The 24,434-nt window shown below is 70.1% G+C and carries 23 protein-coding genes; 14 read left to right on the top strand and 9 right to left on the bottom strand.

From position 1 onward, the window contains the following. Positions 1-76: 76 nt before the first annotated feature. Genes WC555_RS12505 through WC555_RS12490 form a run of 4 tightly spaced genes read right to left on the bottom strand, consistent with a single transcriptional unit; the run spans position 77 to position 3,237 of the window. The gene (locus WC555_RS12505) at positions 77-763 is read right to left on the bottom strand and encodes a TPM domain-containing protein (protein ID WP_373254025.1); all 687 of its coding nucleotides are present in this window, start codon (positions 761-763) and stop codon (positions 77-79) included. Then, a complete protein-coding gene (locus WC555_RS12500; RefSeq protein WP_373254023.1) occupies positions 763-1,578 on the bottom strand; it encodes a YgcG family protein in 816 nt (271 codons plus the stop codon). Before WC555_RS12500 ends, WC555_RS12505 begins: the two co-directional genes overlap by 1 nt. Beyond that, positions 1,575-2,261 (bottom strand): LemA family protein, encoded by a 687-nt coding sequence (locus WC555_RS12495; RefSeq protein WP_373254021.1) that lies wholly within the window; start codon positions 2,259-2,261, stop codon positions 1,575-1,577. The genes WC555_RS12500 and WC555_RS12495 overlap by 4 nt, the downstream gene beginning before the upstream one ends. A 52-nt stretch (positions 2,262-2,313) precedes the next feature. Continuing rightward, positions 2,314-3,237: a bifunctional methylenetetrahydrofolate dehydrogenase/methenyltetrahydrofolate cyclohydrolase gene (locus WC555_RS12490; protein WP_373254019.1), complete on the bottom strand. Its 924-nt coding sequence runs from the start codon at positions 3,235-3,237 to the stop codon at positions 2,314-2,316. A gap of 95 nt (positions 3,238-3,332) precedes the next feature. Between WC555_RS12490 and WC555_RS12485 the strand changes: the two genes are divergently transcribed. From WC555_RS12485 to WC555_RS12470, 4 genes are read left to right on the top strand one after another with little or no spacing between them, the layout of a single operon-like run. After that, a complete protein-coding gene (locus WC555_RS12485) occupies positions 3,333-5,159 on the top strand; it encodes a PPC domain-containing protein (protein WP_373254017.1) in 1,827 nt (608 codons plus the stop codon). A 30-nt stretch (positions 5,160-5,189) separates the two neighbouring features. Further along, entirely contained in the window at positions 5,190-6,362 is a 1,173-nt protein-coding gene (crtY, locus tag WC555_RS12480) for a lycopene beta-cyclase CrtY (protein ID WP_373254015.1), read from the top strand. Further along, positions 6,359-7,852, top strand: a complete 1,494-nt coding sequence (locus WC555_RS12475) for a phytoene desaturase (protein WP_373254013.1) — start codon at positions 6,359-6,361, stop codon at positions 7,850-7,852. The genes crtY and WC555_RS12475 overlap by 4 nt, the downstream gene beginning before the upstream one ends. Continuing rightward, on the top strand, positions 7,852-8,796 hold the full coding sequence (locus WC555_RS12470; protein ID WP_373254011.1) for a phytoene/squalene synthase family protein: 945 nt from the start codon (positions 7,852-7,854) through the stop codon (positions 8,794-8,796). The genes WC555_RS12475 and WC555_RS12470 overlap by 1 nt, the downstream gene beginning before the upstream one ends. Here the strand turns inward: WC555_RS12470 and WC555_RS12465 are convergent. Beyond that, positions 8,695-9,270, bottom strand: coding sequence for a beta-carotene hydroxylase (locus tag WC555_RS12465; RefSeq protein WP_373254009.1), 576 nt, complete (start codon positions 9,268-9,270; stop codon positions 8,695-8,697). The two genes, WC555_RS12470 and WC555_RS12465, sit on opposite strands and share 102 nt — an antisense overlap. Positions 9,271-9,353: 83 nt before the next feature. Between WC555_RS12465 and fni the strand changes: the two genes are divergently transcribed. Further along, the gene (fni, locus tag WC555_RS12460) at positions 9,354-10,373 is read left to right on the top strand and encodes a type 2 isopentenyl-diphosphate Delta-isomerase (protein WP_373254007.1); all 1,020 of its coding nucleotides are present in this window, start codon (positions 9,354-9,356) and stop codon (positions 10,371-10,373) included. Positions 10,374-10,656: 283 nt separating this feature from the next. On the opposite strand, the gene hutH is transcribed toward fni, so the two are convergent. Further along, entirely contained in the window at positions 10,657-12,183 is a 1,527-nt protein-coding gene (gene hutH / locus WC555_RS12455) for a histidine ammonia-lyase (RefSeq protein ID WP_373254005.1), read from the bottom strand. 190 nt (positions 12,184-12,373) lie between these two features. Next, on the bottom strand, positions 12,374-14,044 hold the full coding sequence (hutU, locus tag WC555_RS12450; protein ID WP_373254003.1) for a urocanate hydratase: 1,671 nt from the start codon (positions 14,042-14,044) through the stop codon (positions 12,374-12,376). A 328-nt stretch (positions 14,045-14,372) separates the two neighbouring features. Here hutU and WC555_RS12445 point away from each other — a divergent pair, with 328 nt between their 5' ends. Together WC555_RS12445 and hutI are read left to right on the top strand one after the other, a co-directional pair. Then, positions 14,373-15,260 carry an agmatinase family protein gene (locus WC555_RS12445; RefSeq protein ID WP_373254001.1) on the top strand — a complete coding sequence of 296 codons (888 nt, stop codon included), beginning with the start codon at positions 14,373-14,375 and terminating at the stop codon, positions 15,258-15,260. Continuing rightward, positions 15,260-16,471, top strand: a complete 1,212-nt coding sequence (gene hutI, locus WC555_RS12440) for an imidazolonepropionase (protein ID WP_373254043.1) — start codon at positions 15,260-15,262, stop codon at positions 16,469-16,471. Before WC555_RS12445 ends, hutI begins: the two co-directional genes overlap by 1 nt. 159 nt (positions 16,472-16,630) lie before the next feature. Here the strand turns inward: hutI and WC555_RS12435 are convergent, their stop codons facing one another. Then, the gene (locus WC555_RS12435) at positions 16,631-17,248 is read right to left on the bottom strand and encodes a nitroreductase (RefSeq protein ID WP_373253999.1); all 618 of its coding nucleotides are present in this window, start codon (positions 17,246-17,248) and stop codon (positions 16,631-16,633) included. A gap of 83 nt (positions 17,249-17,331) precedes the next feature. On the opposite strand from WC555_RS12435, the gene WC555_RS12430 reads away from it, so the two are divergent. The 3 genes from WC555_RS12430 (at position 17,332) to WC555_RS12420 (ending at position 19,280) form a co-directional block, all read left to right on the top strand. Further along, the gene (locus tag WC555_RS12430) at positions 17,332-17,982 is read left to right on the top strand and encodes an NUDIX domain-containing protein (protein ID WP_373253997.1); all 651 of its coding nucleotides are present in this window, start codon (positions 17,332-17,334) and stop codon (positions 17,980-17,982) included. A 20-nt stretch (positions 17,983-18,002) separates the two neighbouring features. Further along, positions 18,003-18,824, top strand: coding sequence for a serine O-acetyltransferase (gene cysE / locus WC555_RS12425; protein ID WP_373253995.1), 822 nt, complete (start codon positions 18,003-18,005; stop codon positions 18,822-18,824). 243 nt (positions 18,825-19,067) lie between these two features. Continuing rightward, the gene (locus WC555_RS12420; protein WP_055832479.1) at positions 19,068-19,280 is read left to right on the top strand and encodes a DUF3126 family protein; all 213 of its coding nucleotides are present in this window, start codon (positions 19,068-19,070) and stop codon (positions 19,278-19,280) included. 78 nt (positions 19,281-19,358) lie between these two features. Here WC555_RS12420 and WC555_RS12415 read toward each other — a convergent pair whose 3' ends face one another. Further along, a complete protein-coding gene (locus WC555_RS12415) occupies positions 19,359-19,952 on the bottom strand; it encodes a hypothetical protein (protein WP_373253993.1) in 594 nt (197 codons plus the stop codon). A 43-nt stretch (positions 19,953-19,995) separates the two neighbouring features. Here WC555_RS12415 and WC555_RS12410 point away from each other — a divergent pair, with 43 nt between their 5' ends. The 4 genes from WC555_RS12410 to WC555_RS12395 all read left to right on the top strand — a co-directional run. Then, entirely contained in the window at positions 19,996-20,865 is an 870-nt protein-coding gene (locus WC555_RS12410; protein ID WP_373253991.1) for a 50S ribosomal protein L11 methyltransferase, read from the top strand. A gap of 53 nt (positions 20,866-20,918) precedes the next feature. Then, complete coding sequence (locus tag WC555_RS12405; protein ID WP_373253990.1) at positions 20,919-21,413, top strand: hypothetical protein; 495 nt, start codon at positions 20,919-20,921, stop codon at positions 21,411-21,413. Between the two features lie 189 nt (positions 21,414-21,602). Further along, on the top strand, positions 21,603-23,417 hold the full coding sequence (locus WC555_RS12400) for an aminopeptidase P family protein (protein ID WP_373253989.1): 1,815 nt from the start codon (positions 21,603-21,605) through the stop codon (positions 23,415-23,417). Between the two features lie 72 nt (positions 23,418-23,489). Beyond that, a partial coding sequence (locus tag WC555_RS12395) for an aldo/keto reductase (RefSeq protein ID WP_373253988.1) occupies positions 23,490-24,434 on the top strand: 945 nt, incomplete at its 3' end.

Genomic DNA, 24,434 nt, shown 5'->3' with positions numbered 1-24,434 from the left:
GGGTCCTACGGGAGTCGTGGCGGGGCCAGCCCATACCACATCGAATGCGACACCAACGCGGCGGACGGCGTTTGGGTCAGATCACAACCAGCTTGTCCTGGACCTCATTCCGATTGCGCGCGCCCGGCGGGAAATGTTCGGCCAGTACGGCGCCGCAAAGTCCGATGGCGTCGACGAAGCCTCCGGCGGGGTCGCCGCGTCGCAGACCCCTGGCCATGACCTCGACCGCGTCCGCCCAGACGGTCTGGTCGACCTTGCTGTAAATGCCTTCGTCCGCCACCACCTCGACCTGATGATCGCCGAGGGCGGCGAAGATCAGAACGCCGGTCCGCGCCTCGGTGACATGCAGCCCGTGGGCCAGGAACTGCTGCAATGCGGCCTCACGCACGCGGGTCTGGCGTATGCTGCGCGGCGTGACGATCCGCGACACCAGGGGAATGGAGGTCAGCAGGAAGACGATCAGGAAGAGCGTCGCCTGGATCAGGGCGTAGGCGCCCAGCGCCGCACCCACGGTCACATCGCGCGACGCGAGATGCGCAGCCTCCCAGCTTCCGCCGAGGCCCGGCACCCAGGCGGGGTCGAAGCCGAACGGGATCAGGCCCAGCGGCAGGATCAGGGCCGCCGCCGCCGCCCAGCCCAGGGAGACGTCGCGGTAGGACGACACACGCCCCGCCATCACGCAGTAGATTTCGCCCGAGGTGCGGAGTTCCGCCACCCGGATCGCCTCGGCGACGCGCTCGTGCCCATCGGGAGTCAGTTTCATCACCATCCGCCCGAAGCGCCCCCGCCGCCGAAACTGCCTCCACCGCCGCCAAACCCGCCGCCGAAGCCGCCGCCGCCGCGACCGCCGCGACCGCTGTTTCGCATGGCCTCGGACGCCGCCCAGATCAACACGGGGGCGACGCCGCCTCCGCGCCGCCGTCGTCCCCGCCCGCCGCCGCCGATCATCCGCAGCAGCAGCATGACGAAGATCAGGGTGATCACGATGGCGATGCCGATCGGTGGTTTCGACTTCGGGCGTTCGGCCGCCGCCGCCCGGACCTGGGCTTCGGCGGGATCCAGCCGCAGCTGCCGGTCAATGGCGTCCACGCCCTGTTCGATGCCGCGCTCGTAGAAGCCTTCCTTGAACGACGGCAGGATCTCGTTCTGGATGATCAGGGCCGACAAGGCGTCGGTCAGCACCCCCTCGAGGCCATAGCCGACCTCGATCCTGACCTTGCGTTCGTTCGGCGCGATGATCAGCAGCACGCCGTTGTTCTTGCCCGCCTGGCCGATCCCCCAGGCGCGGCCCAGCTGATAGCCGTAGTCCTCGATCTCGTAGCCCTGAAGGTCCGGCACGGTCACGACAACAAGCTGGTCGGTGGTGTCGCGCTCCAGCGCCGCCAGCTTGTCGGAAAGCGCCTGTTCCTTCGCGGGGGAGATCAGGTCTCCGTGGTCGATGACCCGGCCATCCAACGCGGGAAACGTCGGTCCGGCCCGGGCCGGCGCCGGGGCCGCGATCAACCAGACCGCGGCCAGCAGGACCGTCAGGAAGGCGACGGCCCGGCTGATCGACGTCGCCGGAGCGGTGGAGCTCACCGGGCCGTCGGCGCCGCGGGCGGTGTCGCGCCCGGGGCGACGGCGGGGGATGTTCCGCCCGGTTGCGCCGCCGGATTCAGCGCGTCAAAATTGACGTTGGGCGCGGACTGGGCGGCCTCCGTGGCCGTGAACAGCTGCATCGGCTCGGACCCGCCGTGAATGGTCTTGGCCCAGATCACCGTCGGGAAGGTCCGCAGGCTGGTGTTGTAGTCTCGAACGGCCTCGTTGTAGTCGCGCCGCGCCACCGCGATGCGGTTCTCGGTGCCTTCAAGCTGCGACTGCAGGGCGATGAAATTCTGGTTCGACTTGATCTCCGGATAGCGCTCGACCACCAGCAACAGTCGCGACAGAGCCTGCGACAGCTGGCCCTGGGCGGCCTGATAGCGCTGGAAGGCGGCCGGGTCGCTGAGGGTGTCGGGCGTCACCGTCACGCCGGTGGCCTGGGCGCGGGCCTCAATCACCTGCGTCAGGGTGGTGCGTTCGGCGATCGCTGCGCCCTGGACAGTGGCCACCAGGTTGGGGACCAGGTCGGAGCGGCGCTGATACTGCGACTGGACGTCAGCCCAGCGCGCCTTGGCGGCCTCTTCCTTGGTGGGAATGGCGTTGATGCCGCAACCCGCGACCGCGGGCGTCAGGACCACGACGGCGGCGAGGGCCGAAATGCGGGGCGAAAACCGGATCATGGATATCTCCTGACAGACCAGAGTCCGAGTATCAGGGCTGAACGGCGGCGGTTCAAGCGTCCAGCGATTCAGGTGCGGCGCCGACCGAACGGCACGCGGCTGTATAGGTGTTGGCCAGCAGGCAGGCGATCGTCATCGGGCCGACGCCGCCGGGCACGGGCGTGATCCGCCCGGCGACCGCGCGGGCCTCGTCGAGGGCGACATCGCCGACGACCCGGGTCTTGCCCTCGGCCGCCTTGACCGGATCCCGCGACGGCACGCGGTTGATGCCCACATCGATGACGGTCGCGCCCGGCTTTATCCAGTCGCCCCGCACCATCTCGGCCCGGCCCACCGCCGCCACGAGGATGTCGGCGGTCCGGCATAAGGCCGGCAGGTCGCGGGTGCGCGAATGGGCGATCGTCACCGTGCAGCTCTCGCCCAGCAGCAGCTGGGCCATCGGCTTGCCGACGATGTTGGACCGCCCGACGATCACGGCGTTCAGTCCGGACAGGTCGCCCAGTTCGGCCTTGAGCAGCATCAGGCAGCCCAGCGGCGTGCATGGAACCAGCCCCGGCAGGCCGACCGCCAGCCGCCCCGCGTTGACGACATGAAACCCGTCCACGTCCTTGTCCGGGTCGATGGCGCCCAGCACCGCGGCGGAATCGATGTGGGAGGGCAGGGGCAGCTGAACCAGAATGCCGTGGATGCCGGCGTCTGCGTTCAGATCGGCGATCAGGGCCAGAAGTTCGGCCTGGGTTGTCGTATCTGACAGGCGGTGGGTGTCGGATCGCATGCCTGCGCGGAGGGTCGTTTCGCCCTTGTTGCGGACATAGATCTGGCTGGCCGGGTCCTCGCCGACGATGACGACGGCCAGCCCCGGCGTGACGCCGTGGGTCTGTTGAAGGCGCGCTGAAGCGGCGGCCACCCGGTCGACCAGGCCGGCGGCGAAGGCCTTGCCGTCGATGAGGGTCGCGGGGGCGGGGTCGACCGTCATGGATTTCGGCTCCGTTTAAGGGAAGGCGGGCTCGCCGCGATTTACAGAGGGCGCGGTTCGGCGTCTATGATCGTGGCCGCAACCGGGGGACTTTCATGCGCCGTCACACCATCCTGACCGCCGTCAGCGCGCTGACGCTGTCGATCGCGGCTCCGGCCCTCGCCCAGACGCCGGCCCAGCTTCAGCCTGGCCGCAGCGTCAACGGTCAGATCGCCGAAGGCGATGCGACCGGCCCCGAGGATGCATACCGTTACGACAGCTACGCCGTCGCCGCCCGTGCAGGTCAGCGGCTGGAGGCGGTGATGCGCTCGGCCGCGTTCGATACCTATCTCGAGGTTTACGGCCCCGTCGAAGGTGCGGAACCGCTCTTCACCGACGATGACGGGCTGGGCGAGGGGACCGATTCGCGGCTCCGCTTCACGGCGGATCGCGACGGCGTCTATGTGCTGCGCGCCAGAACCCTGTCGGGCCTTGAAGGCGGCGCCTACACCCTGGGCCTGAGCGAGCGGCCGCAGGCCCGGCCCGCGCCGCGCCCTGCCCGCATCCGGCCGGGGCAGACCCAGCAGGGCCGGCTGGCTTCGACCGATCCGGAGACGGACGACGGCGGAAACTACGACGCCTTCATCATCCGCGCCCGCTCCGGAGAACGGGTCGCCATCGACCTGACCTCCGAAGACTTCGATCCGGTATTGCGCGTCGGCCGGATGGAGAATGGCGTCTTCGCCGAACTGGCCATGAATGACGACGGCCCCGACACCGGCCTGAATTCCAGACTGGTCTTCACCGCACCGGAGGCCGGAGAGTACATCATCCGCGCGACGGCGCTGAACGGGGCCGGCGACGGCGCTTACGCTCTCACCGTGACCGAAGGGCCCGCACCGGCGCCGACGGAGGCCATCGAGATCGGCGTGACCGTTGAAGGCGAGCTGACCGCCAGCGACGGCAAGAGCGAGTCCGGCGGGGCCGCCGACGCCTACCGGTTCTCGGGCCGCGAGGGACAGCGGGTCCGGATCGACATGAGCTCGTCGGACTTCGACACCTATCTGCAGCTGTTCGATGACAACCGCGTCAGTCTGGCCGAGGACGACGACGGGGGGTCCGAAGGGACGGACTCCCGTTTGACATTCACCCTGCCGCGCACGGGCGCCTATGTCGTCGAGGCGCGTGCTTTCGCCGAAGGCGCTGGCGCCTATGCGCTGACCATCACCGAGATCGAGCCTGAGCAGCCGCCCCGCACGCTGGCCTTCGGCGAAACGCTTCAGGGTGAAATCGGCGAAGGTGATTCGATCGACAACGAGGATCGGGGTTTCGACGCCTATGCCCTGACCGGTCAGGCGGGTCAGCGGATCCAGGGGATCATGCGCTCGGGCGACTTCGACACCTTCCTGCAGATCGGCCGCGCCGGGGCGGAGTTCGAAGCCCTGGCGTCCGACGACGACGGACTTGGCGAAGGGACGGATTCGCGGCTCAGCTACACCCTGCCCGAGGATGGCGACTATGTGCTGCGCGCCCTGCCGTTGGGAACGGACGGCAAGGGTCTCTATTCGCTGGAGCTGGTCGACCGGGGTCCGCAGCCGCAACCGGGCAGTCTGCTGATCGGCGCGACCGCGCGCGGGACCCTGACCGAGGCGGACGCCACGGCCGAGGACAACAGCTTCTACGACGCCTACCGGGTCACACTGAAGGAAGACGAGAAGCTGCTGATCACCATGGTCTCGAATGAGGTCGACAGCTTCGTGGTGGTGGGCAGCGACAAGGACGGCGCCTTCGAGGTGCTGGGATCGGACGACGACAGCCTGTCGGACACCCACGCCAAACTCGAATGGACGGCGCCGGCGGACGGAACCTACGAGATCCGGGCGGGGACCTTCCAGCAGGGGCAGACCGGGGCCTATGCGCTGAACGTCGAGAAGCAGCCCTAGGCCCCTGGCGGGACGTGCTAGACCCGGGGGATGATGCGGCCGGCTGATGATTTCGACCTGATCCTCATTGGCGGCGGGCTGGCGGCCTGCCTGATCGTGTGGCGGCTGGCGCTGGACCGGCCGGAGGTGCGAGTGGCGGTCGTCGAGCGGGACGGCCGGCTGGGGGGGCGGCACACCTGGTCCTTCTTCGACAGCGACATGGATGAGGCGGATCGCGCCTGGCTGGCTCCGGCCGTGGCGCATCGCTGGCCCGGCGGGCATGAGGTCTATTTCCCCGGCCGCAGCCGGGTGCTCGCCACGCCCTACAACAGCCTGACGTCGGAGGGCCTGCACGCGGCTGTCGCGCGGCTCCTGGCCGGTCGGCTGATCGCTGGCGAGGCGACCTCGGTGGATCAGGACGGCGTCGTCCTGACCGATGGCCGCAGACTGTCGGCGCGGGGCGTGATCGACGCGAGGGGGCCGCAGGCCACGGCCCATCTGGACCTGGGCTGGCAGGTCTTCCTCGGCCGGACGGTGCGACTCAGCGAACCCCATGGTCTCGTTCGCCCGACCATCATGGACGCCACCGTGGTCCAGACAGGCGGGTATCGCTTCGTCTACCTGCTGCCGTTCGACGCGCGGACGGTGATGATCGAGGATACATACTACAGCGATAGCGCGACCCTGGACCGGGCCGCGCTGGGGACCCGCATCGACGCCTACATCCGCTCCCGCGGCTGGACCGTCGAGGCCGTCACGGGGGAAGAGGCGGGCGTCTTGCCCATCGCTCTCGACGGCGACATCGACGCCTTCTGGGCCGGGGGGCCGCCCGTGGCCCGGGCTGGCCTGATGGCCGCCCTGTTTCATCCCGTCACCGGCTATTCACTGCCCGACGCTGTGGGTCTGGCGCGCGAGATTTCGGCGGCGACCGATCTCGGCTCGGCCTCGCTGCGGGCCTTGACCGAGGCGCGGTCGAAGCGGCTGTGGCGCGAGCGCGGGTTCTATCGCCTGCTGAACCGGATGCTGTTCCGGGCCGCCGATCCCGGCCGGCGCTGGCGGGTGTTCCAGCGCTTCTACGGCCTCTCTGAAGGCGTGGTGCGGCGCTTCTACGCAGGTCGCAGCACGACGCTCGACAAGGCGCGCATTCTCGCGGGAAAACCCCCCGTGCCGGTCGCGGCCGCCCTGCGGCAGTTGCGCGAATCCGGACGAGGATCATCAGCGTGAGAGACCGGGCGGCGAAACGGGCGGTGGTGATCGGCGCGGGCTTCGGCGGACTGGCCCTCGCCATCCGGCTGCAGCGGGCGGGCGTGAAGACGACCCTGGTCGAGAAGCGCGACAAGCCCGGCGGCCGCGCCTACGTCTGGAACGATCAGGGGTTCGTCTTCGACGCCGGCCCGACGGTGATCACCGATCCCGGCTGTCTGGAAGAACTGTTCGAAGGCACGGGCAGCCGGCTGTCCGACTACGTCGAGCTGCTGCCGGTCGATCCCTTCTATCGACTGCTGTGGGAGGACGGACGCAGCTTCAACTATGCGAACGATCAGGCCGTGCTGGACACCGAGATCGCCAAATTTAATCCGGCCGATGTCGAGGGCTATCGTCGTTTCCACGCCTATTCGGAGGAGCTGTTCCAGGAAGGCTACGTCAAGTTGGGAGCGGTGCCGTTCCAGAGCTTCTGGTCGATGATCAAGGCGGCGCCCGAGCTGGCGCGGCTGGAGAGCTGGAACAGCGTCCACACCATGGTGTCGCGGTACATCAAGGACCCGCAGCTGCGGCAGGCCTTCAGCTTTCACACCCTTCTGGTGGGGGGCGATCCGTTCAAGACCAGTTCGGTCTATGCCCTGATCCATGCGCTGGAGCGGCGTGGCGGCGTCTGGTTCGCCAAGGGCGGCACCGGCGCCCTGATCGCGGGGCTGGCGCGGTTCTTCACCGATCTGGGCGGTGATCTGAGGCTGAATGCGCCGGTGCATTCGATCGACATGGCCGACGGACGGACGACCGGCGTCACCCTGGAGGGCGGCGAGGTCATTCCGGCGGACATGGTCGGGTCCAACGCCGACGTGGTGCACACCTATGAGCGGTTGCTGGGCCATACGCCGCGCGGCAAGGCCAAGGCGAAGTCGCTGAAGGCCAAGCGGTTCTCGATGTCGCTGTTCGTCTGCCATTTCGGACTGAAGACGCCGCAGCCGCAGCTGGCGCATCATTCGATCTGTTTCGGCCCGCGCTACCGGGACCTGATCGGCGAGATCTTCAGGGGGCCGACGCTGCCCGACGACTTCTCCCTTTATCTGCACAGCCCCTGCGCCACCGACCCCGGCATGGCGCCGCCCGGATGTTCGACCCACTATGTGCTGTCGCCGGTGCCGCATCTGGGCGCGGCGGACATCGACTGGGAGATCGAAGGGCCGCGCTATCGCGACAGGATCCTCGACTATCTGGAGGCGCGCTACATCCCGAACCTGAAGCGCGATCTGGTCACCAGCCGCATCTTCACGCCGGCGGACTTCAAGGGCGATCTGAACGCCCATCTGGGCAGCGCCTTCTCGCTGGAGCCGCTCCTGACCCAGAGCGCCTGGTTCCGGACGCACAACCGCGACGACCGCATCCCGAACCTGTATGTTGTCGGGGCCGGGACCCATCCCGGCGCGGGCATTCCCGGCGTCGTCGGCTCGGCCAAGGCGACCGCGGGCCTGATGCTGGAAGAGGGGGCCTGATGGCCACGGCCGACGCCATTCTGGAAGCTTCGCGGGAGTCCATCGTCAAGGGTTCCAAGAGCTTCCGTTCGGCGTCGCGGCTGTTCGACCCGGAGGTGCGAGAGGACGCCTGGCTGCTGTACGCCTGGTGCCGGGCCTGCGACGACGCCATCGACGGACAGGACCACGGCCACGGTCACGAGGAGATGACGCCGGAGGAACAGCGCCGTCGATTGGAGACCCTCTACGACCAGACGCGGCGGGCGCTGGCGGGGGAGCCGATGGCGGACCCGACCTTCGCCGCCTTCCAGCGCGTGGCGCAGCGCCATCATCTGCCCGAGCGCTGGCCGCTGGATCTGATCGACGGCTTCGCCATGGACGTGGATCATCGCCAGTACCGGACCATCGACGACGTCATGGCCTATTGCTGGCATGTGGCGGGCGTGGTCGGGGTGATGATGGCGCGGGTCATGGGGGCGTCGGACCCCGAGGTGCTGCGGCGGGCGCAGGATCTGGGGCTGGCCTTCCAGCTGACCAATATCGCCCGCGACGTGGTCGAGGACGCGGAGAACGGGCGGGTCTATCTGCCGGCCGACTGGCTGGTCGAGGCCGGGATGGAGCCGACGGCCGAGGCGGTGGCTGATCCGGCCAACCGGGCCCGGGTCCACGCCGTCACGACGCGACTGCTGACGCTTGCCGAGCCCTATTACGACAGCGCCCGCGACGGCCTGCGGGGATTGCCTTTCCGGTCGTCGTTGGCGATCGCGGCGGCGCGCGGCGTCTATCGCGAGATCGGCCGCAAGGTGCGCCGGCGCGGGCCCGGGGTCTGGGGCCAGCGGGTCGTGGTGCGCAAGCCGATGAAGCTATGGCTGTTCGGCCGCGGCTTCCTGATCGCGATCTGGACCCAGGCGCTGGACAAGGGCCGGGTCCCGCCGCCGCGCGCCGTCCTCTGGACCCGGGTCTGAGCGCGTCGCGCGCAGCCGCTTGAGCTCGGCGTGCAGGGCCCTGGGGTCCGGCGCCACCAGGAAGCCGAACGAGACCGCGCCGCCCCGGCTCATCACCGCGTGGTGCAGCCGGTGGGCCTGGATCAGGCGCCGCAGATAGCCGTGGCGCGGGACCCAGCGGAACGGCCAGCGCTGGTGCACGAGGCCGTCGTGGAAGAGGGCGTAGGCCGCGCCGTACAGGGTCACGCCCGTGGCCACGGCGTAGATCAGCCAGGATCCGGTCCACCAGCCGAGGGCGAAGAGGCTGACGCCGGCGATCGAACCGACGACGGCGTACAGGTCGTTGGCCTCGAAGGTCCCCGTGCGGGGCTCGTGGTGGCTGCGATGCCAGACCCAGCCCCAGCCGTGCATGACATGGCGGTGCGACCACCAGGCGACGCCCTCCATCAGGATGAAGACGCCGAGGGCGACGGCGATGAAGGCGACGGGGATCATGGCGGGAGGATACGCCGCGCCGCGGGGCGTTCCAACCGGGCCTCGACGCCGCTAGGGTCGCAGGGAGACCGGAGTGAAGCCGCGTGACCGACATCACCGCCCGCAAGGACCAGCATCTGGACGTGATCCTGTCCGGCCGGGCGCGCCATGGGCTGGACAGCGGCTTCGCCGACGTGCGCTTCGTGCATGAGGCGCTGCCCGATCTGGATCACGGCAAGATCGATCTGGGCGCCGACTTTCTCGGGCGGCGGCTGAAGGCGCCGCTGCTGATCAGTTCGATGACCGGGGGGCCGGCGCGGGCCGAGGCCATCAACGCCCGGCTGGCGGAGGCGGCGCAGCAGCTGGGTATCGCCCTGGCCGTCGGCTCGCAGCGCGCGGCGCTGGAGAGCGGCGGGGCCCCGGGACTGGACATGGCCCTGCGTCTGAAGGCGCCCGACACGCCGATCCTGGCCAATATCGGCGCGGCGCAGCTGACGCGCGGCTTCGGCGTCGACGAGGCGCGGCGGGTGCTGGACATGATCGCCGCCGACGCCCTGATCGTGCACCTGAACCCGCTGCAGGAGGCCTGCCAGCCGGAGGGCGACCGCGACTGGTGGGGCGTCGGGGCGGCGCTGGAGGCCCTGGTCAAGGCGCTGGACGCGCCCGTGGTGGTCAAGGAGACGGGCGCGGGCCTGTCGGCGGCGACGGCGCGGCGGCTGCTGGCCATGGGGGTGGCGGCGGTCGATGTGGCCGGGGCCGGCGGCTCCAACTGGGCCACGGTCGAGGGGGAGCGGTCGACGGGCGCGGCGGACAAGGCCCATGCCGCGGCCTTCGCCGACTGGGGCATACCGACGGCGCGGTCGATCGCCGAGGTGCGGGCAGCCTGCCCGAAGGCGACCATCATCGGCTCGGGCGGGGTCCGCGACGGGGTGGACGCGGCCAAGGCGATCCGGCTGGGGGCCGACATGGTCGGGCAGGCGGCGGGGGTGCTGGCGGCGGCGACCGTTTCGACCGAGGCGGTGGTCGAACATTTCCAGACCGTGATCCGGCAGATGCGGACCGTCTGTTTCTGCACCGGCTCGGCCAATCTGACGGCGTTGCGCAGGGCGCCGCTGCAGGACTGAGCGAGGGGGCGAGAGTCCCGTACTTCCTGCAAAAAATTCTGCGCAAATCTGCAGTCGCGGCTGAACCGGCCGTGGGGCCGGAAACCGGGCCTGACGAAGCGGCGCGGCCTGTGTTGGAGATTGTCAAAGACCCCGCCCGGCGGGCGTTGGAGGACTACACCACGGGCACGCGTCAAAAGCGGTCGCACGGGCCCTGGGGCGCTCGATTTCCGCTTTCCGAAGGGGCGGAAGTCGCGGATTCCGGGGGCGAGAGTAGCGGGTCGGAGGGGGCGGGAGTCTTCATTCACGCCGACGGCAGAAGGCCCCCGGCGAAGGCCCGGTAGCGGCCCGCCCGGACGCCGTCCGTGGCGCGGGCGATGTCGGGCGCGAAATAATGATCCGAGCCGTAGGCGGCGGCGGCCTCGCGGACGATGGCCCAGACCTTTTCCAGATCGGGCGAGGTGGTCAGCGGGCGGTGGAACTCGATTCCCTGGGCGGCGGCCAGCAGTTCGATGCCGACCACGGCGGCCGTGTTCTCGGCCATGTCCAGCAGGCGGCGGGCGCCGTGGGTGGCCATGGAGACGTGGTCCTCCTGATTGGCCGAGGTGGGCACGGTGTCGATACTGCAGGGGTGGGCGACCATCCGGTTCTCGGCGACGAGGGCGGCGGCGGTGACCTGGGCGATCATGAAGCCGGAGTTCAGCCCGCTCTCCTTCACCAGGAAGGCCGGCAGTTCGCTCATCTTGGGGTCGACCAGGATGGAGGTGCGGCGTTCGGAGATATTGCCGATCTCGCACAGGGCCATGGCGAGCATATCGGCTGCGAAAGCAACGGGTTCGGCGTGGAAGTTTCCACCGGAGATGACGTCGCCCTCTTCGATGAAGACCAGCGGATTGTCGGTGACGGCATTGGCCTCGCGCTCCAGGGTCGCGGCGGCGTTGGTCAGCACGTCGAGCACGGCGCCCATGACCTGGGGCTGGCAGCGCAGGGAGTAGGGGTCCTGCACCTTGTGGCAATGCTCGCGGTGGCTGTCGCGGATGGCAGAGCCGGCCATCAGTTCGCGCAGGCGGGCGGCGACGGCGATCTGGCCGGGCTGGCCGCGCAGGGCGTGGATGCGGGCGTCGAACGGGGCGTCGGAGCCCTTCAGCGCATCGACCGACAGGGCCCCGGCGGCGAGGCCGGCGGCGAAGGCGGCCTCGGCGGCGAACAGGCCGGCGAGGGCGAGGGCGGTGGAGCACTGGGTGCCGTTGAGGAGGGCGAGGCCTTCCTTGGGGCCGAGGGTGAGGGGGGTCAGGCCCACGCGGGCGAGGGCGGCCTCGGCGGACAGGGTTTCGCCCTTATGACGGGCCTCGCCGACGCCGATCAGGACGCAGGACATATGGGCCAGGGGGGCGAGGTCGCCCGAGGCGCCGACCGAGCCCTTGGACGGGATGCAGGGCAGGACGTCGGCGTTGACCATGGCGATCAGGGCCTCGAGCGTTTCGCGGCGGATGCCCGAGGCGCCCTTCGACAGGCTGGCGATCTTCAGCACCATCAGCAGGCGGACGACGTTGTCGGGCAGCAGGGCCCCGACGCCGCAGGCGTGGCTGAGGACGAGGTTCTTCTGCAGCGTCTCGAGGTCCTCCGTGGCGATGGAGGTGTTGGCCAGCAGGCCGAAGCCGGTGTTGACGCCATAGACGGTGCGCCCTTCGGCCACGATGGCGGCGACCACGGCGGCGCCGCGTTCGACGGCCGTCCAGGCGGCGGGGGCGAGGACGACGGCGCCGGGGCCGTCGAGAACGGCGCGAAGCTGGGCGAGGGTGAGGGGGGATTGGCCGAGGGTGAGGGTCATGGGGTGGTCCAACATCAGATCCCTCTCCCGGCGGGAGAGGGCTTGAGCGCACGAGCGCGAAGCGATCGTTCTTGCGCGAAAGGGTGAGGGGCTGAGGTGCGGGATGGGGGGCGCCGTGACCCCTCACCCGACCGCGCCAGGACGACGGCTGCGCCGCCGTGCGCGATCTCCCTCTCCCGCCGGGAGAGGGTCACATGATGCTCGGCAGGTTGAGGCCGTGTTCGCGGGCGGCGTCTTTGGCGATTTCATATCCCGCATCCGCATGGCGCATGACGCCGGTGGCGGGGTCGTTCCAGAGGACGCGTTCGAGGCGTTTCGCGGCCTCGGGCGTGCCGTCGGCGACGATGACCACGCCGGAGTGCTGGCTGTAGCCCATGCCGACGCCGCCGCCATGATGCAGCGAGACCCAGCTGGCGCCCGAGGCGGTGTTGAGCAGGGCGTTCAGCAGGGGCCAGTCGGAGACGGCGTCCGACCCGTCAATCATTGATTCCGTCTCGCGGTTGGGGCTGGCGACCGAGCCGGAGTCGAGATGGTCGCGGCCGATGACGATCGGGCCGCTGAGCTCGCCCGAGGCGACCATGTCGTTGAACATCAGGCCGGCGCGGTGGCGGTCGCCGAGGCCGATCCAGCAGATCCGGGCGGGCAGACCCTGGAAGGCGATCCGCTCTGCGGCCATGTCGAGCCAGCGATGCAGGCCGGCGTTGTCGGGGAACAGCTTTTTCATCGCCGCGTCGGTCTTGCGGATGTCGTCCGGGTCGCCGGTCAGGGCGGCCCAGCGGAAGGGGCCTATGCCGCGGCAGAACAGCGGGCGGATGTAGGCGGGGACGAAGCCGGGGAAGTTGAAGGCGCTGGCCACGCCCGCGTCGAAGGCGACCTGGCGGATGTTGTTGCCGTAGTCGGTGACGGGCACGCCGGCGGACTGGAAGTCGAGCATGGCCTGGACGTGGACCGCGCAGGAGGCGCGGGCGGCGGCCTCGACGGCGGCGGGGTCGGAGACGCGCCTGTCTTCCCACTCGGCGACGGTCCAGCCCTGCGGCAGATAGCCGTTGATCAGGTCGTGGGCGCTGGTCTGGTCGGTGACGAGATCGGGGCGCACGCCGCGTTTGACGAGTTCAGTCAGAACATCCGCCGCATTGCCCAAGAGGCCGACGGATATGGCTTTTCCGTCCGTCTTCGCCTGTTCGATCAGGGCCAGGGCCTCATCCAGGGTCTCGGCCATGAGGTCGAGGTAGCGGGTCCTGAGACGCATCTCGATGCGGCTGCGTTGGCATTCCACCGCGAGGCAGGAGGCGCCCGCCATGGTCGCGGCCAGGGGTTGGGCCCCGCCCATGCCGCCGAGGCCGGCGGTCAGGATCCACCGACCCGACCAGTCGCCGCCATAGTGCTGGCGTCCGGCCTCCATGAAGGTCTCCCAGGTGCCCTGAACGATGCCCTGGGTGCCGATGTAGATCCACGAGCCGGCCGTCATCTGGCCGTACATCATCAGCCCCTTGCGATCGAGCTCGTTGAAATGCTCCCACGTCGCCCATCTGGGCACCAGGTTGGAGTTGGCGATCAGGACCCGGGGGGCGTCGGCATGGGTGCGGAAGACGCCGACCGGCTTGCCCGACTGGACCAGCAGTGTCTGGTCGGGTTCGAGGTTGCGCAGCTCGGTGACGATGCGGTCGAACGACGGCCAGTCGCGCGCGGCCTTGCCGATGCCGCCGTAGACGACGAGGTCCTCGGGGCGTTCGGCCACCTCGGGATCGAGGTTGTTCATCAGCATGCGCAGGGCGGCCTCGGCGGCCCAGGTCTTCGCGGTCATCTCCAGGCCGCGCGGGCTGCGGATGACGCGGGTGTTCGGGGTGGTTTGAGTCGTCATGAGGGGGTTCTAGCGCCTTCTTCCCCCGGGGGAGAAGCACCGGCCCCTTGTCATCCCGGAATCGCCGGAGGCGATATCCGGGACGGCCTCTGACGTCAGATGAGCGCTCCCGGAAGTCGCGTAGCGGCTATCCGGGAGACAGGCGGGTCGCGTCCGGCTGTCTCCCGGCTCAGCCCTGACGGGCTGTCCGGGAGGGGGGAGTGCGCGTCCGTCCCGTCCCGGCTCTCCGCTTCGCTTCGGCCGGGATGACAAGGGGCCGCTTCAGTCGTCGAAGAGAGGCCGGGGCCTCGGCCTTCTCCCCTGAGGGGAGAAGGGGTTATGTGGATGGATGACCGAATCCGAAGCCCTGTCGTGGCGTTCCGTCGCCGACCTCGTGGGAAACCACCCGGACGCCCCCGTCGCCGTGATCGGCGCGGGCCTGAACGAGCGCTCGCTGACGCCGGGGCGGTGCGACCTCGGGCCGAAGGCGTTCCGGGCCGTGCTGCCGCGGTTCTCGACCTATGACGTGGAGACGGGGGCCGAACTGACGACGCGGGTGCACGATGCGGGCGACGTGGCGCTGAAGGGCGTGTCGCCGGCGGACGCCTTCGCGCCGGTGCGGGACGCGGTGAGGACGCAGGCGGCGCGCGGGCTCACGGTGCTGGTCGGGGGCAACAATGCGATCACCCGGCCGGGCGTGCATGCGCTGGGGCTCGATCAGGTCGGGGTGTTGACGCTGGACGCCCATTTCGACCTGCGCGACACCGATCAGGGCCTGACCAACGGCAATCCGATCCAGGCGCTGCTGGAGGACGGACTCCGCGGCGAACGCATCAGTCAGGTCGGGCTGGCGCCCTTCGCCAACACGCGGCGGGCGCATGAGAAGGCGAAGGCCGCGGGGATATCCGTGCGGACGGCGCGGGACTGCCGCGATCAGGGGCTGGCGACCGTGGTCGGGCAGGAGCTGTGGCGGCTGTCGGCGCTGTGCGAGGTGATCTTCGTCGATTTCGACATCGACGTGATCGACCGCAGCCAGTGGCCGGCGTCTCCGGGGGCGCGGCCGGGCGGGGTTTCAGCGCAGGACTTCTTCGACGCCACACGGGTCATCGGGGCGCATCCGAAGGTGAAGGCGGTGGACCTGACGGAATACGATCCGTCTCTGGAGATCGGCGACCTCGGCGCGCTGACGGCGGGGCGGTGGTTCTGCGAACTGCTGGCGGGGTTCGAGGCGCGATGATCCGCGCGGACAGGCTCATCACCGACTGCCGCCTTGCGACCATGGTCGAGGGCGGGGAGCCGTACGGTGCGATCGAGGACGGGGCGATCCTGATCCGCGACGGGCGGATCGCCTGGGTGGGGGCGCGGACTGATTTGCCGGCGCATGAGGCGGTCCGGATCGATCGGCTGGACGGACGCTGGGTCACGCCGGGGCTGATCGACTGCCACACCCATCTGGTCTTCGGCGGCGACCGCTCGGGAGAGTTCGAACAGCGGCTGAACGGCGCGACCTACGAGGAGATCGCCCGCGCGGGCGGCGGCATCGTCTCGACCATGGCGGCGACGCGGGCGGCGTCGGAGGATGAGCTTTATGCGAGCGCCCTGACGCGGCTGGCGGGGCTGAAGGCGACGGGCGTCACGACCGTCGAGATCAAGTCCGGCTACGGGCTGGACCGCGACACCGAGCTGAAGATGCTGCGGGTGGCGCGGCGGATCGGCCGCGAGGCGGGGGTCAGGGTGCGGACCAGCTATCTGGGCCTGCACGCCGTGCCGCCGGAACACCGGGCGGACCGGGCGGCCTATGTCGATCTGGCCATCGACGGGATCCTGCCGGCGGCGCAGGCCGAGGGGCTGGTGGACGCGGTGGACGCCTATTGCGAGCCCATCGCCTTCACGATCGAGGAGACAGCGCGGCTGTTCGATCGGGCGCGGGCGCTGGGCCTGCCGGTCAAGCTGCATGCGGACCAGCTGTCCGACGGCGGCGGGGCGGCGCTGGCGGGGCGGTATCAGGCCCTGTCGGCGGACCATGTGGAGCACACGACCGAGGCGGGGGTGCGGGCCATGGCCGAGGGGGGCGTGGTCGCGGTGCTGCTGCCGGGGGCCTATCTGATGCTGCGCGAGACGACGCCGCCGCCGATCGCGCTGTTCCGGGCGCACGGGGTCGCCATGGCGGTGGCGACGGACTGCAATCCGGGCACCTCGCCGGTGGCCTCGATGACGGCGGCGATCACCCTGGCCTGCGTGCAGTTCCGGCTGACGCCCGAGGAGGCGCTGGCGGGGGCGACGCGGCATGCGGCGAAGGCTCTGGGGCTGGGGCACGAGATCGGCACGCTGGCGGCGGGCAAGGCGGCGGATCTGGCGGTCTGGGACATCACCCGGCCGGCGGAACTGGCCTATTGGCTGGGCAAGCCGCTGCTGGACCGGGTCTATGTGGCGGGCGAGGCGCGCTGACGGCCGCGAATCCCTCTATGACGGACGCCGGAGACCCTCATGAGCCGACGTCCGGACGCCATCGAATGCCTGCTGATCGCCGCCCTGGTGGCGACGACGGGGCTGCTTGGCCTGGCCGCCGTCCTGTTGACCCGGTCCGTGACGGGCTGAACCCGCCGCTCAGGTCCGCCAGATCACCTTGTCGGCCAGGTCGGGACGCGGCCGTTCCAGCGGCGGCTCCGTCAGGGTCCCGATGTGGATGAAGCCCGCGACCCGTTCGCCGCCGCCGACGTCGAGGACGTCCAGCGCCTGGGGATCGTAGCTGTACCAGTCGGTGATCCAGCTGGCGGCGTAGCCGAGGGCGTTGGCGGCGTGTTCGAGATTCATGCAGACGGCGCCGGCCGACATCTGCTGTTCCCACTCGGGGACCTTGGCGCTGGGGACCGGGGCGGACACGACCATGAGGGTGACCGGCGCGGCGATCAGCTTGCCCAGGACGGCGCGGGCCTGATCGGGCTGGGGCTGGAAGGCGGCCAGGGGCGTGAGCGCCTCGGCGAGGGCGGCGCGGGTCTGGCGGCCGAGGACGACGAACCGCCAGGGGAACAGCTTGCCGTGGTCCGGCGTGCGGGCGCCGAGGGTCAGGATCTCCTCGATCTCGGCTTTCGAGGGGCCGGGATCGGTCAGGGCCTGGGCGGGCGCGGACCGGCGGGTCGCCAGCCTGAGGCGCATCTCGTCCGAGGCCGTGGCGGGAGGAACAGGGTCGCCAAGGGCGAAAATCGGCAGGGCGGGGCGGGTCATGCGGATGACATGGCGTCGGCCGGGCGCGACGTCAAACGCCGGACGCCGTTGCGGGATCGGCGGACCCTCGCCATACGCACGCCATGACCGATTCCCGCGCCGCCTTCGATGACGACCGCCCGCTGCCCGCCTGGGACGACGGAAGCGACCGGCCGCCGCCGTGGCGGGATCATGGCTCGACCACCCTGTTCGAAAGTCCCTGGATGCGGCTGACGCAGCACGAGGCGACGGCGCCGACCGGGTTCAGGGCGAGCTATGCGGTCATGCGGCCGGGCAATCTGTCGGTCGGGGTGCTGCCGGTGCACGAGGACGGCACGGTGACCCTGGTCGGCCAGCAGCGCTTCGCCCTGATGAACTGGTCGTGGGAAATGCCCGAGGGCGGCGCGCCGTTCGACGAGGATCCGATCGCGGGCGCGCGCCGCGAGCTGATGGAGGAGGCGGGGCTTGAGGCGGCGACGTGGATCCCCGCCTACAAGGCCGAGATGAGCAATTCGATCACCGACGAGCGGGCCATGGCCTGGATCGCATGGGGCCTGACGCCCGTGCCGGTCGCGCCGGACCCGACCGAGATCATCCGCATCGTGCGCGTGCCGTTCGGGGACCTTCTGCGCGAGATCGGGACCGGCGCGATCCGGGACATGTTCACCCTGGCGACGACGCTCAGGGCCTACCATATGGCGCGGGAAGGCGAACTGCCGCCCGAACTGGCGAAGGCCATGCTGGCGAGCGTATGATGCAGCCGATGGAGACTCCGATGCCCAAGCTGGAAGTCGTGGCCGCGCGCAATGAGCCCTGGGCGCTGTTGCGCGCCGCGGCCGAGGACACCGTGCGCGCCGAGCCGCATCTGGCGTCGCAGTTGAACGCGGTGATCCTGTCGCACAGCGACCTGGCCTCGGCCCTCAGCTTCCAGATCGCGCGCAAGCTGGGCGACAGCGAACTGGGCGCCATGTCGGTGCGCGAGATCTGCCGCGACGCCTTCGACGCCGAACCGGCGATCGTCGCCTCGGCGGAGGCCGATCTTCAGGCCGTGGCCGAGCGCGATCCGGCGATCAAGACGCTGTTGCAGCCCTTCCTCTACTTCAAGGGCTTCCAGGCGCTGCAGGCCCACCGCGTGGCCCACTGGCTGTGGAGGCAGGGGCGCGAGGCGCTGGCGTTCCACTTCCAGAGCCGCATCTCGGAGCTGTTCCAGGTCGATATCCACCCCGCCGCCCGGATGGGCTCGGGCCTGTTCCTCGATCATGGCACGGGCATCGTCATCGGCGAGACGGCGGTGGTCGGGGACGAGGTGTCGATGCTGCACGCCGTCACCCTGGGCGGCACCGGCGCCGAACGCGGCGACCGACATCCCAAGATCGGCAAGGGCGTGTTGCTGGGCGCGGGGGCCAAGGTGCTGGGCAACATCACCGTCGGCGACTACGCCAAGGTGGCCTCGGGCTCGGTGGTGCTGAAGGACGTGCCGGCCGGATGCACGGTGGCCGGGGTCCCGGCCCGGCTGGTCAACTGCCCGACCGAGGCGACGCCGGCGCGGACGATGGACCACACGCTGGCGGACATCGTCTACGACTTCGTCATCTGACCGGTCTCCTCCCCATAAATGGGGAGGTGGCGCGACGCGGCTTCGCGTCGTGACGGAGGGGGCGACGCCGGCCGGGCCGGTGGATCGCCGATTCCCGTCATCGAGTCGCCCCCTCCGTCTCGTCGGCTTCGCCTCCGATCCACCTCCCCATCTGCGATGGGGAGGAGACAGCAATCCGGGGTTTCCCTGCCGGACGGGTTTCTCTAGGGTCCGCGGCTTCAAGAGTGATCCCCGAGGCCGACCATGAACACCGCCGACATGAAGCGCGTCGAGACGCACCTGAAGCGCACCTTCAACACGGGCGGCATCATCCTGAAGCCGCGCGGCAAGCCCAATGACTCCTGCGAGGTCTATGTCGGCGACGAGTTCATCGGCGTCGTCTTCGAGGACGAGGACGAGGCCGGCAGCTTCATGTTCGAGATGGCGATCCTGGCCGAAGACCTGCCGCAGGACTGAGTTTCTCCGGCGCGAGCCGGGCACGAAAAAGCGCCGGTGGAGCGATCCACCGGCGCTTCGTCGTTCAGACGTCCGCGACTACTTCTTGCCGAAGATCGCGTCGAGCAGGCCGGACAGGAAACCCTTCTCGGCGGGCCTGGCGGCCGGTTTCGGAGCGGGAGTCGCGGCCGGCGCGGCGACGACGGGCCTGGGCGCGGGTGCAGCGGCGGCGGCCACCGGCTTCGGCGCTCCGGCCGGAGCAGCCGCCGGCTTCGCGGCGACGGGCTTGGGCGCGGCAACCGGCTTGGCGACCGGCTTCTTCGCGGCGGGTTTGGCGGCGGCTTTCGGCGCGGCCTTCACGGCCGGTTTGGCGGCGACCTTCTTCACCGGGGGCTTCTTCGCCGCAGCGGGCTTGGGCGCGGCGGCCTTGGCGGGAGCCACCGTCTTCGTCGCCGGCCTGGCGGCGGCCTTCGGCGCAGCCTTCACAGCCGGCTTGACGGCGGCCTTGGGCGCAGCGCCCCTGGCGGCGGGTTTCGCAGCGGCTTTCGGCGCGGCGCTCGACTTTGTCGCCGGTTTCGGCTTGGAAGCGGCGACGGCCGCCTTCGGTTTGGCGGTACTCGGCTTGGATGGTGCTTTAGCCATGGATTCCCCGACCCCTCGGTTCAGTTGGTTGATGCTGGCGGCGGAGCGCACGCCAGCGCGCGCCTCGATTCGATATGATAGCGGTGTTTGAGAAATGTCCGAGTCCGCAGTTCAAATAATCGCGCGCGGTCCCCGCGACATCGCCGAAGCCGCCGCCGCCTCGCTGGATTCCGATCCGCTGCTGGAAGGCGCGACCTATTCGATTCTCGAGGAAGACGAGGATCGGGGCATCTGGCGCATCGACGCCTTCCCGAATGACGCCGACGACGCGCGCGGCATCGAGGCGCGGCTGAAGGCGCATGACGGCCTGTCTGTCGTGGTCGAGAAGCTGGCCGACGCCGACTGGCTGGCCATGTCGCTGTCGGGCCTGCCGCCCGTTCGGGCCGGGCGGTTCTTCGTCTACGGCGCCCACGATCAGGGCATCGTGCCGAGCAACACCGTCAATCTGAAGATCGACGCCGGCGCCGCCTTCGGCACCGGCCACCACGGCACGACGGTGGGCTGTCTGGTCGCCTTCGACGAACTGCTGAAGCGCGAGCGGTTCGAGCGGGTGCTGGACGTCGGCTGCGGCACGGGCGTGCTGGCGATCGCGGCGGCGAAGACGGGTTCGAAGGTCGCGGTCGGCACCGATATCGACCAGCCTTCGGTGCGCATCGCCAACGAGAACGCCAAACTCAACCAGGCCAACGCCCGCTTCGTCCACGCCTTCGGCCTGAACGACCGCAAGGTGCGGGGGCAGGGGCCCTATGATCTGGTCTTCGCCAACATCCTGGCCCCGCCGCTGGTGAGCCTGTCGCAGGACATCAAGGAGGCGCTGAGCCTGGGCGGGGTGGCCATCCTGTCGGGCCTGCTGCGGACCCAGGAACGGCGCGTGTCGGCGGCCTATCTGTCGCGCGGCTTCATTCTGGAGCGGCGCATCCATCGCGACGCCTGGAGCGCCCTGGTTCTGAGACGGGTGGGTTAACGGGAACGGAGGCGAAGTGCAGCCGTTGCGGCAGTTCATTGGAGGACTGCCTTGTGACCCAGTACGATCCGAACGACCCGAACCGCATACCGCCCGGCACGCCGGTCTATACCGAGACCGTGACCACCGGCACGCCGACCCACACTGAAACCGTGGAGACCACGGTGGTGCGCGAGGCCAACAACACCGGATGGTGGATCGCCGGCATCCTCGGCGGCCTCGTCATCATCGCCGTGCTGTTCATCCTGTTCTCGCGCGGCGAGCCGCAGACGGACGAGGCGCTGCTGCAGGCCCAGGCGGACGCCGCGGCGGCCCAGGCCCAGGCCGATTCGGCCCTGATCCAGGGTCAGGTCGCGGGCGCCCAGGCCAGCGTCGACATCGCCCGCGCCGACGCCGCCCGCTCGCAGGCCGAGGCCGTCCGCGCCGCCAGCGACGCCCGCGCCGCCGAGGCGCGTTCGTCCACGCCGGTGATCATCGAGCGTCAGGTCCAGGCGCCGGCCCCCTCGGGCGGCGTCGCCGTGGTCACGCCGACCGCGCCGCAGAACTAGGGCGCAGTCGCCTCTCCCTCCCCCTTGTGGGGAGGGATGTCGGCGCGAAGCGACGACAGGGTGGGGACGGCTCGATGATCTGCCGAGCCGCCCCCACCCGGTCGCTGCGCGACCACCCTCCCCGAGGGGGAGGGAGAAGGTTTTTGCGGCCTCTCCCCTTCACCGGCGCGCCGGTGCTATGCCTCGCCCATGCGCCAGTCCTTCGACGAAACCACCGATCCGTCCTTCGGGGCGAAACACCTTCCCCGCGTCCGCGCGAAGATGGCCGAGCAGGGCCTCGACGGCCTGCTGGTCCCGCACGAGGACGAACACCAGAACGAATATCTGCCCGCGGCCAACGACCGGCTGGCCTGGCTGACCGGATTCACCGGCTCGGCCGGGGCGGGCGTGGTGATGAAAGACCGCGCCGCCGTCTTCGCCGACGGGCGCTATACGGTCCAGGTCCGGGCCCAGGTCGATGCGGGCCAGTTCGAGATTCTCGACCTCGACGACGGCGGCGTGGCCAGATACCTCGAGCGCGCGCCGACGGGTTCGGTGATCGGCTACGATCCGCGGCTGCACAGTCCCGACGCCCTGGCGCGGCTGAAGCGGGCGGCGGCCAAGGCCGGGGCCGAGCTGAAGCCCGTCGAACCCAATCCGCTGGATCTGGCCTGGGGGGACGAACGTCCCGGGCAGCCGAGCGCGCCCGTCGCGCCGCACGAGGACCGCTACGCCGGCGAGAGCAGCGCCTCGAAGCGCGCGCGCATCGGCGAGGCGGTGGCGAAGGCCGGAGCCGATGCGGCGGTGCTGACGGCGCCCGCGTCGCTGGCCTGGCTGTTCAACATCCGCGGCGGCGACGTGATCCGCACGCCCCTGCCGCTGGGGCAGGCGGTGGTGAAGGCCGACGGCACGGCGAAGCTGTTCCTCGACCCGCGCAAGGTCACCAACGAACTGCCCGCCTGGCTGGGCGACGCCGTGACGATCGAGGCGCCCGAGGCGCTGGACGGCGCTCTGGACGCCCTGTCGGGCCAGAAGGTGCTGATCGATCCGGGCCAGTCCTCCGCCTGGTATTTCGACCGTCTGGCGGCCGCCGGCGCGACCGTGGTGCGCGGCATGGACCCCTGCACCCTGCCGCGCGCGACCAAGAATCCGGTCGAGATCGAGGGCAGTCGTCAGGCCCATATCCGCGACGGCGCCGCCCTGACCCGCTTCCTGCACTGGATCGACACGGTCGGGCAGGAGACCCTGCCCGACGAGCGTCAGGTGGCCGAGGCGCTGGAGGGTTTCCGCGAGGCCACAGGCGCGCTGAAGGACCTGTCCTTCGACACCATCGCGGGGGCCGGCCCCAACGGCGCCCTGCCGCACTACAAGCCCGTGACCGGCACCCTGCGCCGGATGGAGAAGGGCAGCCTGCTGCTGGTGGACGGCGGCGGCCAGTATCTGGACGGCACCACGGACGTCACCCGCACCGTCGCCGTGGGCGAGCCGACGGCCGACCAGCGCCGCATGTTCACCCTGGTGCTGAAGGGCCATGTGGCCATGGCCGTGGTGCGCTTCCCGGCCGGCACCACGGGGCACCAGCTCGACGCCCTGGCGCGGCTGCCGATGTGGATGCAGGGCTTCGACTACGACCACGGCACCGGCCACGGCGTCGGCTCGTATCTGGGCGTCCACGAGGGGCCGCAGCGGATCGCCAAGGCGGTGAATACCCAGCCGCTGCTGACCGGCATGATCCTGTCCAACGAGCCCGGCTATTACCGCGAAGGCCACTGGGGCATCCGTATCGAGACCCTGCAGGTGGTGACGCCGCCCGAGCCCATCCCCGGCGGCGAGCGGCCGATGCACGGCTTCGAACAGCTGACCCTGGCCCCGCTGGACCGCAAGCTGATCGACGTCGCCCTGCTGACCCCGGACGAGCGGGCCTATGTCGACGCCTATCATGCGGAGGTGCTGGCCAAGGTCGGGCCGCTGCTCGACGGGGCGGCGCTGGACTGGCTGAAGGCGCAGGCGGCCCCCTTGAAATAAGGCCGAACGGCGCCCATCTCCGGCGGGTCGGCGGCAGCGTCGCCGGCCCCCCGCATTTCAAGGAGAGCGCTCATGAAGACGCGCACGCTGGGCCGTTCGGGTCCTGAAGTTTCGGCCATCGGCCTGGGCTGCATGGGCATGGCCGCCTTCTATGGTCAGCCGTCCGACGAGGGGCAGGCGACGGCGGTGATCCACCGCGCGCTCGACCTCGGCGTCACCTTCCTCGACACGGCCGAGATGTACGGCCCGCACACCAATGAGATCCAGGTCGGCAAGGCCCTGGCCGACCGGCGCGACCGCGCCTTCGTGGCGACCAAATTCGGCATCGGCTACAACGCCGACCGCACCGCCCTGGCGGTCGACGGTTCGCCGGCGAACGTGCGCCGCGCCATCGAGGGCAGCCTGAAGCGGCTGGGGATGGACCACGTCGATCTCTACTATCTGCACCGCGTCGATCCGAACACGCCGATCGAGGAGACGGTCGGGGCGATGGGCGAGCTGGTGAAGGAGGGCAAGGTGCGCTTCCTCGGCCTGTCGGAGGCCTCGCCGGAGACGCTGCGCCGGGGTCATGCGACCCATCCGATCACCGCCCTGCAGACCGAATATTCGCTGTGGAGCCGCGAGCCCGAGGACGAATTGTTCGCGACCTGCGAGGACCTGGGCATCGGCTTCGTGCCCTACAGCCCGCTGGGGCGGGGCTTCCTGTCGGGCGAGATCAAATCGGTCGACGACCTGGCCGAGGACGATTTCCGGCGCTCGAACCCGCGCTTCCAGGGCGAGAATTTCCAGAAGAACATCGACCTGGTGAAGGCTGTGGCCGGGATCGCGGCGGACAAGGGCGTGACGGCGGCGCAGCTGGCCCTGGCCTGGGTGCTGGCGCAGGGGCCGCATCTGGTTCCGATCCCCGGAACGCGACGCATCCGCACGCTGGAAGAGAATGCGGCGGCGGTGGATCTCGAACTGACAGCCGACGATCTGGCGCGGATCGAGGCGGTCTTCCCCAAGGGCGCGGCCTCG

It is taken from the genome of Brevundimonas sp., assembly GCF_041648615.1.
GTDB lineage: Bacteria > Pseudomonadota > Alphaproteobacteria > Caulobacterales > Caulobacteraceae > Brevundimonas.
The sequence above is the reverse complement of the archived record's forward strand: the minus strand, read 5'-3'. Positions and strand labels throughout refer to the sequence as shown.

Bases quoted from the DNA above. Each gene is read 5' to 3' on its own strand.
- WC555_RS12435 (WP_373253999.1), bottom strand. From the start codon at position 17,248: ATGACCCGCCCCGCCCTGCCGATTTTCGCCCTTGGCGACCCTGTTCCT.
- WC555_RS12495 (WP_373254021.1), bottom strand. From the start codon at position 2,261: ATGATCCGGTTTTCGCCCCGCATTTCGGCCCTCGCCGCCGTCGTGGTC.
- hutU (WP_373254003.1), bottom strand. From the start codon at position 14,044: ATGACGACTCAAACCACCCCGAACACCCGCGTCATCCGCAGCCCGCGC.
- WC555_RS12485 (WP_373254017.1), top strand. From the start codon at position 3,333: ATGCGCCGTCACACCATCCTGACCGCCGTCAGCGCGCTGACGCTGTCG.
- WC555_RS12490 (WP_373254019.1), bottom strand. From the start codon at position 3,237: ATGACGGTCGACCCCGCCCCCGCGACCCTCATCGACGGCAAGGCCTTC.
- WC555_RS12470 (WP_373254011.1), top strand. From the start codon at position 7,852: ATGGCCACGGCCGACGCCATTCTGGAAGCTTCGCGGGAGTCCATCGTC.
- WC555_RS12505 (WP_373254025.1), bottom strand. From the start codon at position 763: ATGAAACTGACTCCCGATGGGCACGAGCGCGTCGCCGAGGCGATCCGG.
- WC555_RS12420 (WP_055832479.1), top strand. From the start codon at position 19,068: ATGAACACCGCCGACATGAAGCGCGTCGAGACGCACCTGAAGCGCACC.
- hutH (WP_373254005.1), bottom strand. From the start codon at position 12,183: ATGACCCTCACCCTCGGCCAATCCCCCCTCACCCTCGCCCAGCTTCGC.
- WC555_RS12410 (WP_373253991.1), top strand. From the start codon at position 19,996: ATGTCCGAGTCCGCAGTTCAAATAATCGCGCGCGGTCCCCGCGACATC.
- crtY (WP_373254015.1), top strand. From the start codon at position 5,190: ATGATGCGGCCGGCTGATGATTTCGACCTGATCCTCATTGGCGGCGGG.
- WC555_RS12445 (WP_373254001.1), top strand. From the start codon at position 14,373: ATGACCGAATCCGAAGCCCTGTCGTGGCGTTCCGTCGCCGACCTCGTG.
- cysE (WP_373253995.1), top strand. From the start codon at position 18,003: ATGCCCAAGCTGGAAGTCGTGGCCGCGCGCAATGAGCCCTGGGCGCTG.
- WC555_RS12430 (WP_373253997.1), top strand. From the start codon at position 17,332: ATGACCGATTCCCGCGCCGCCTTCGATGACGACCGCCCGCTGCCCGCC.
- WC555_RS12400 (WP_373253989.1), top strand. From the start codon at position 21,603: ATGCGCCAGTCCTTCGACGAAACCACCGATCCGTCCTTCGGGGCGAAA.
- WC555_RS12465 (WP_373254009.1), bottom strand. From the start codon at position 9,270: ATGATCCCCGTCGCCTTCATCGCCGTCGCCCTCGGCGTCTTCATCCTG.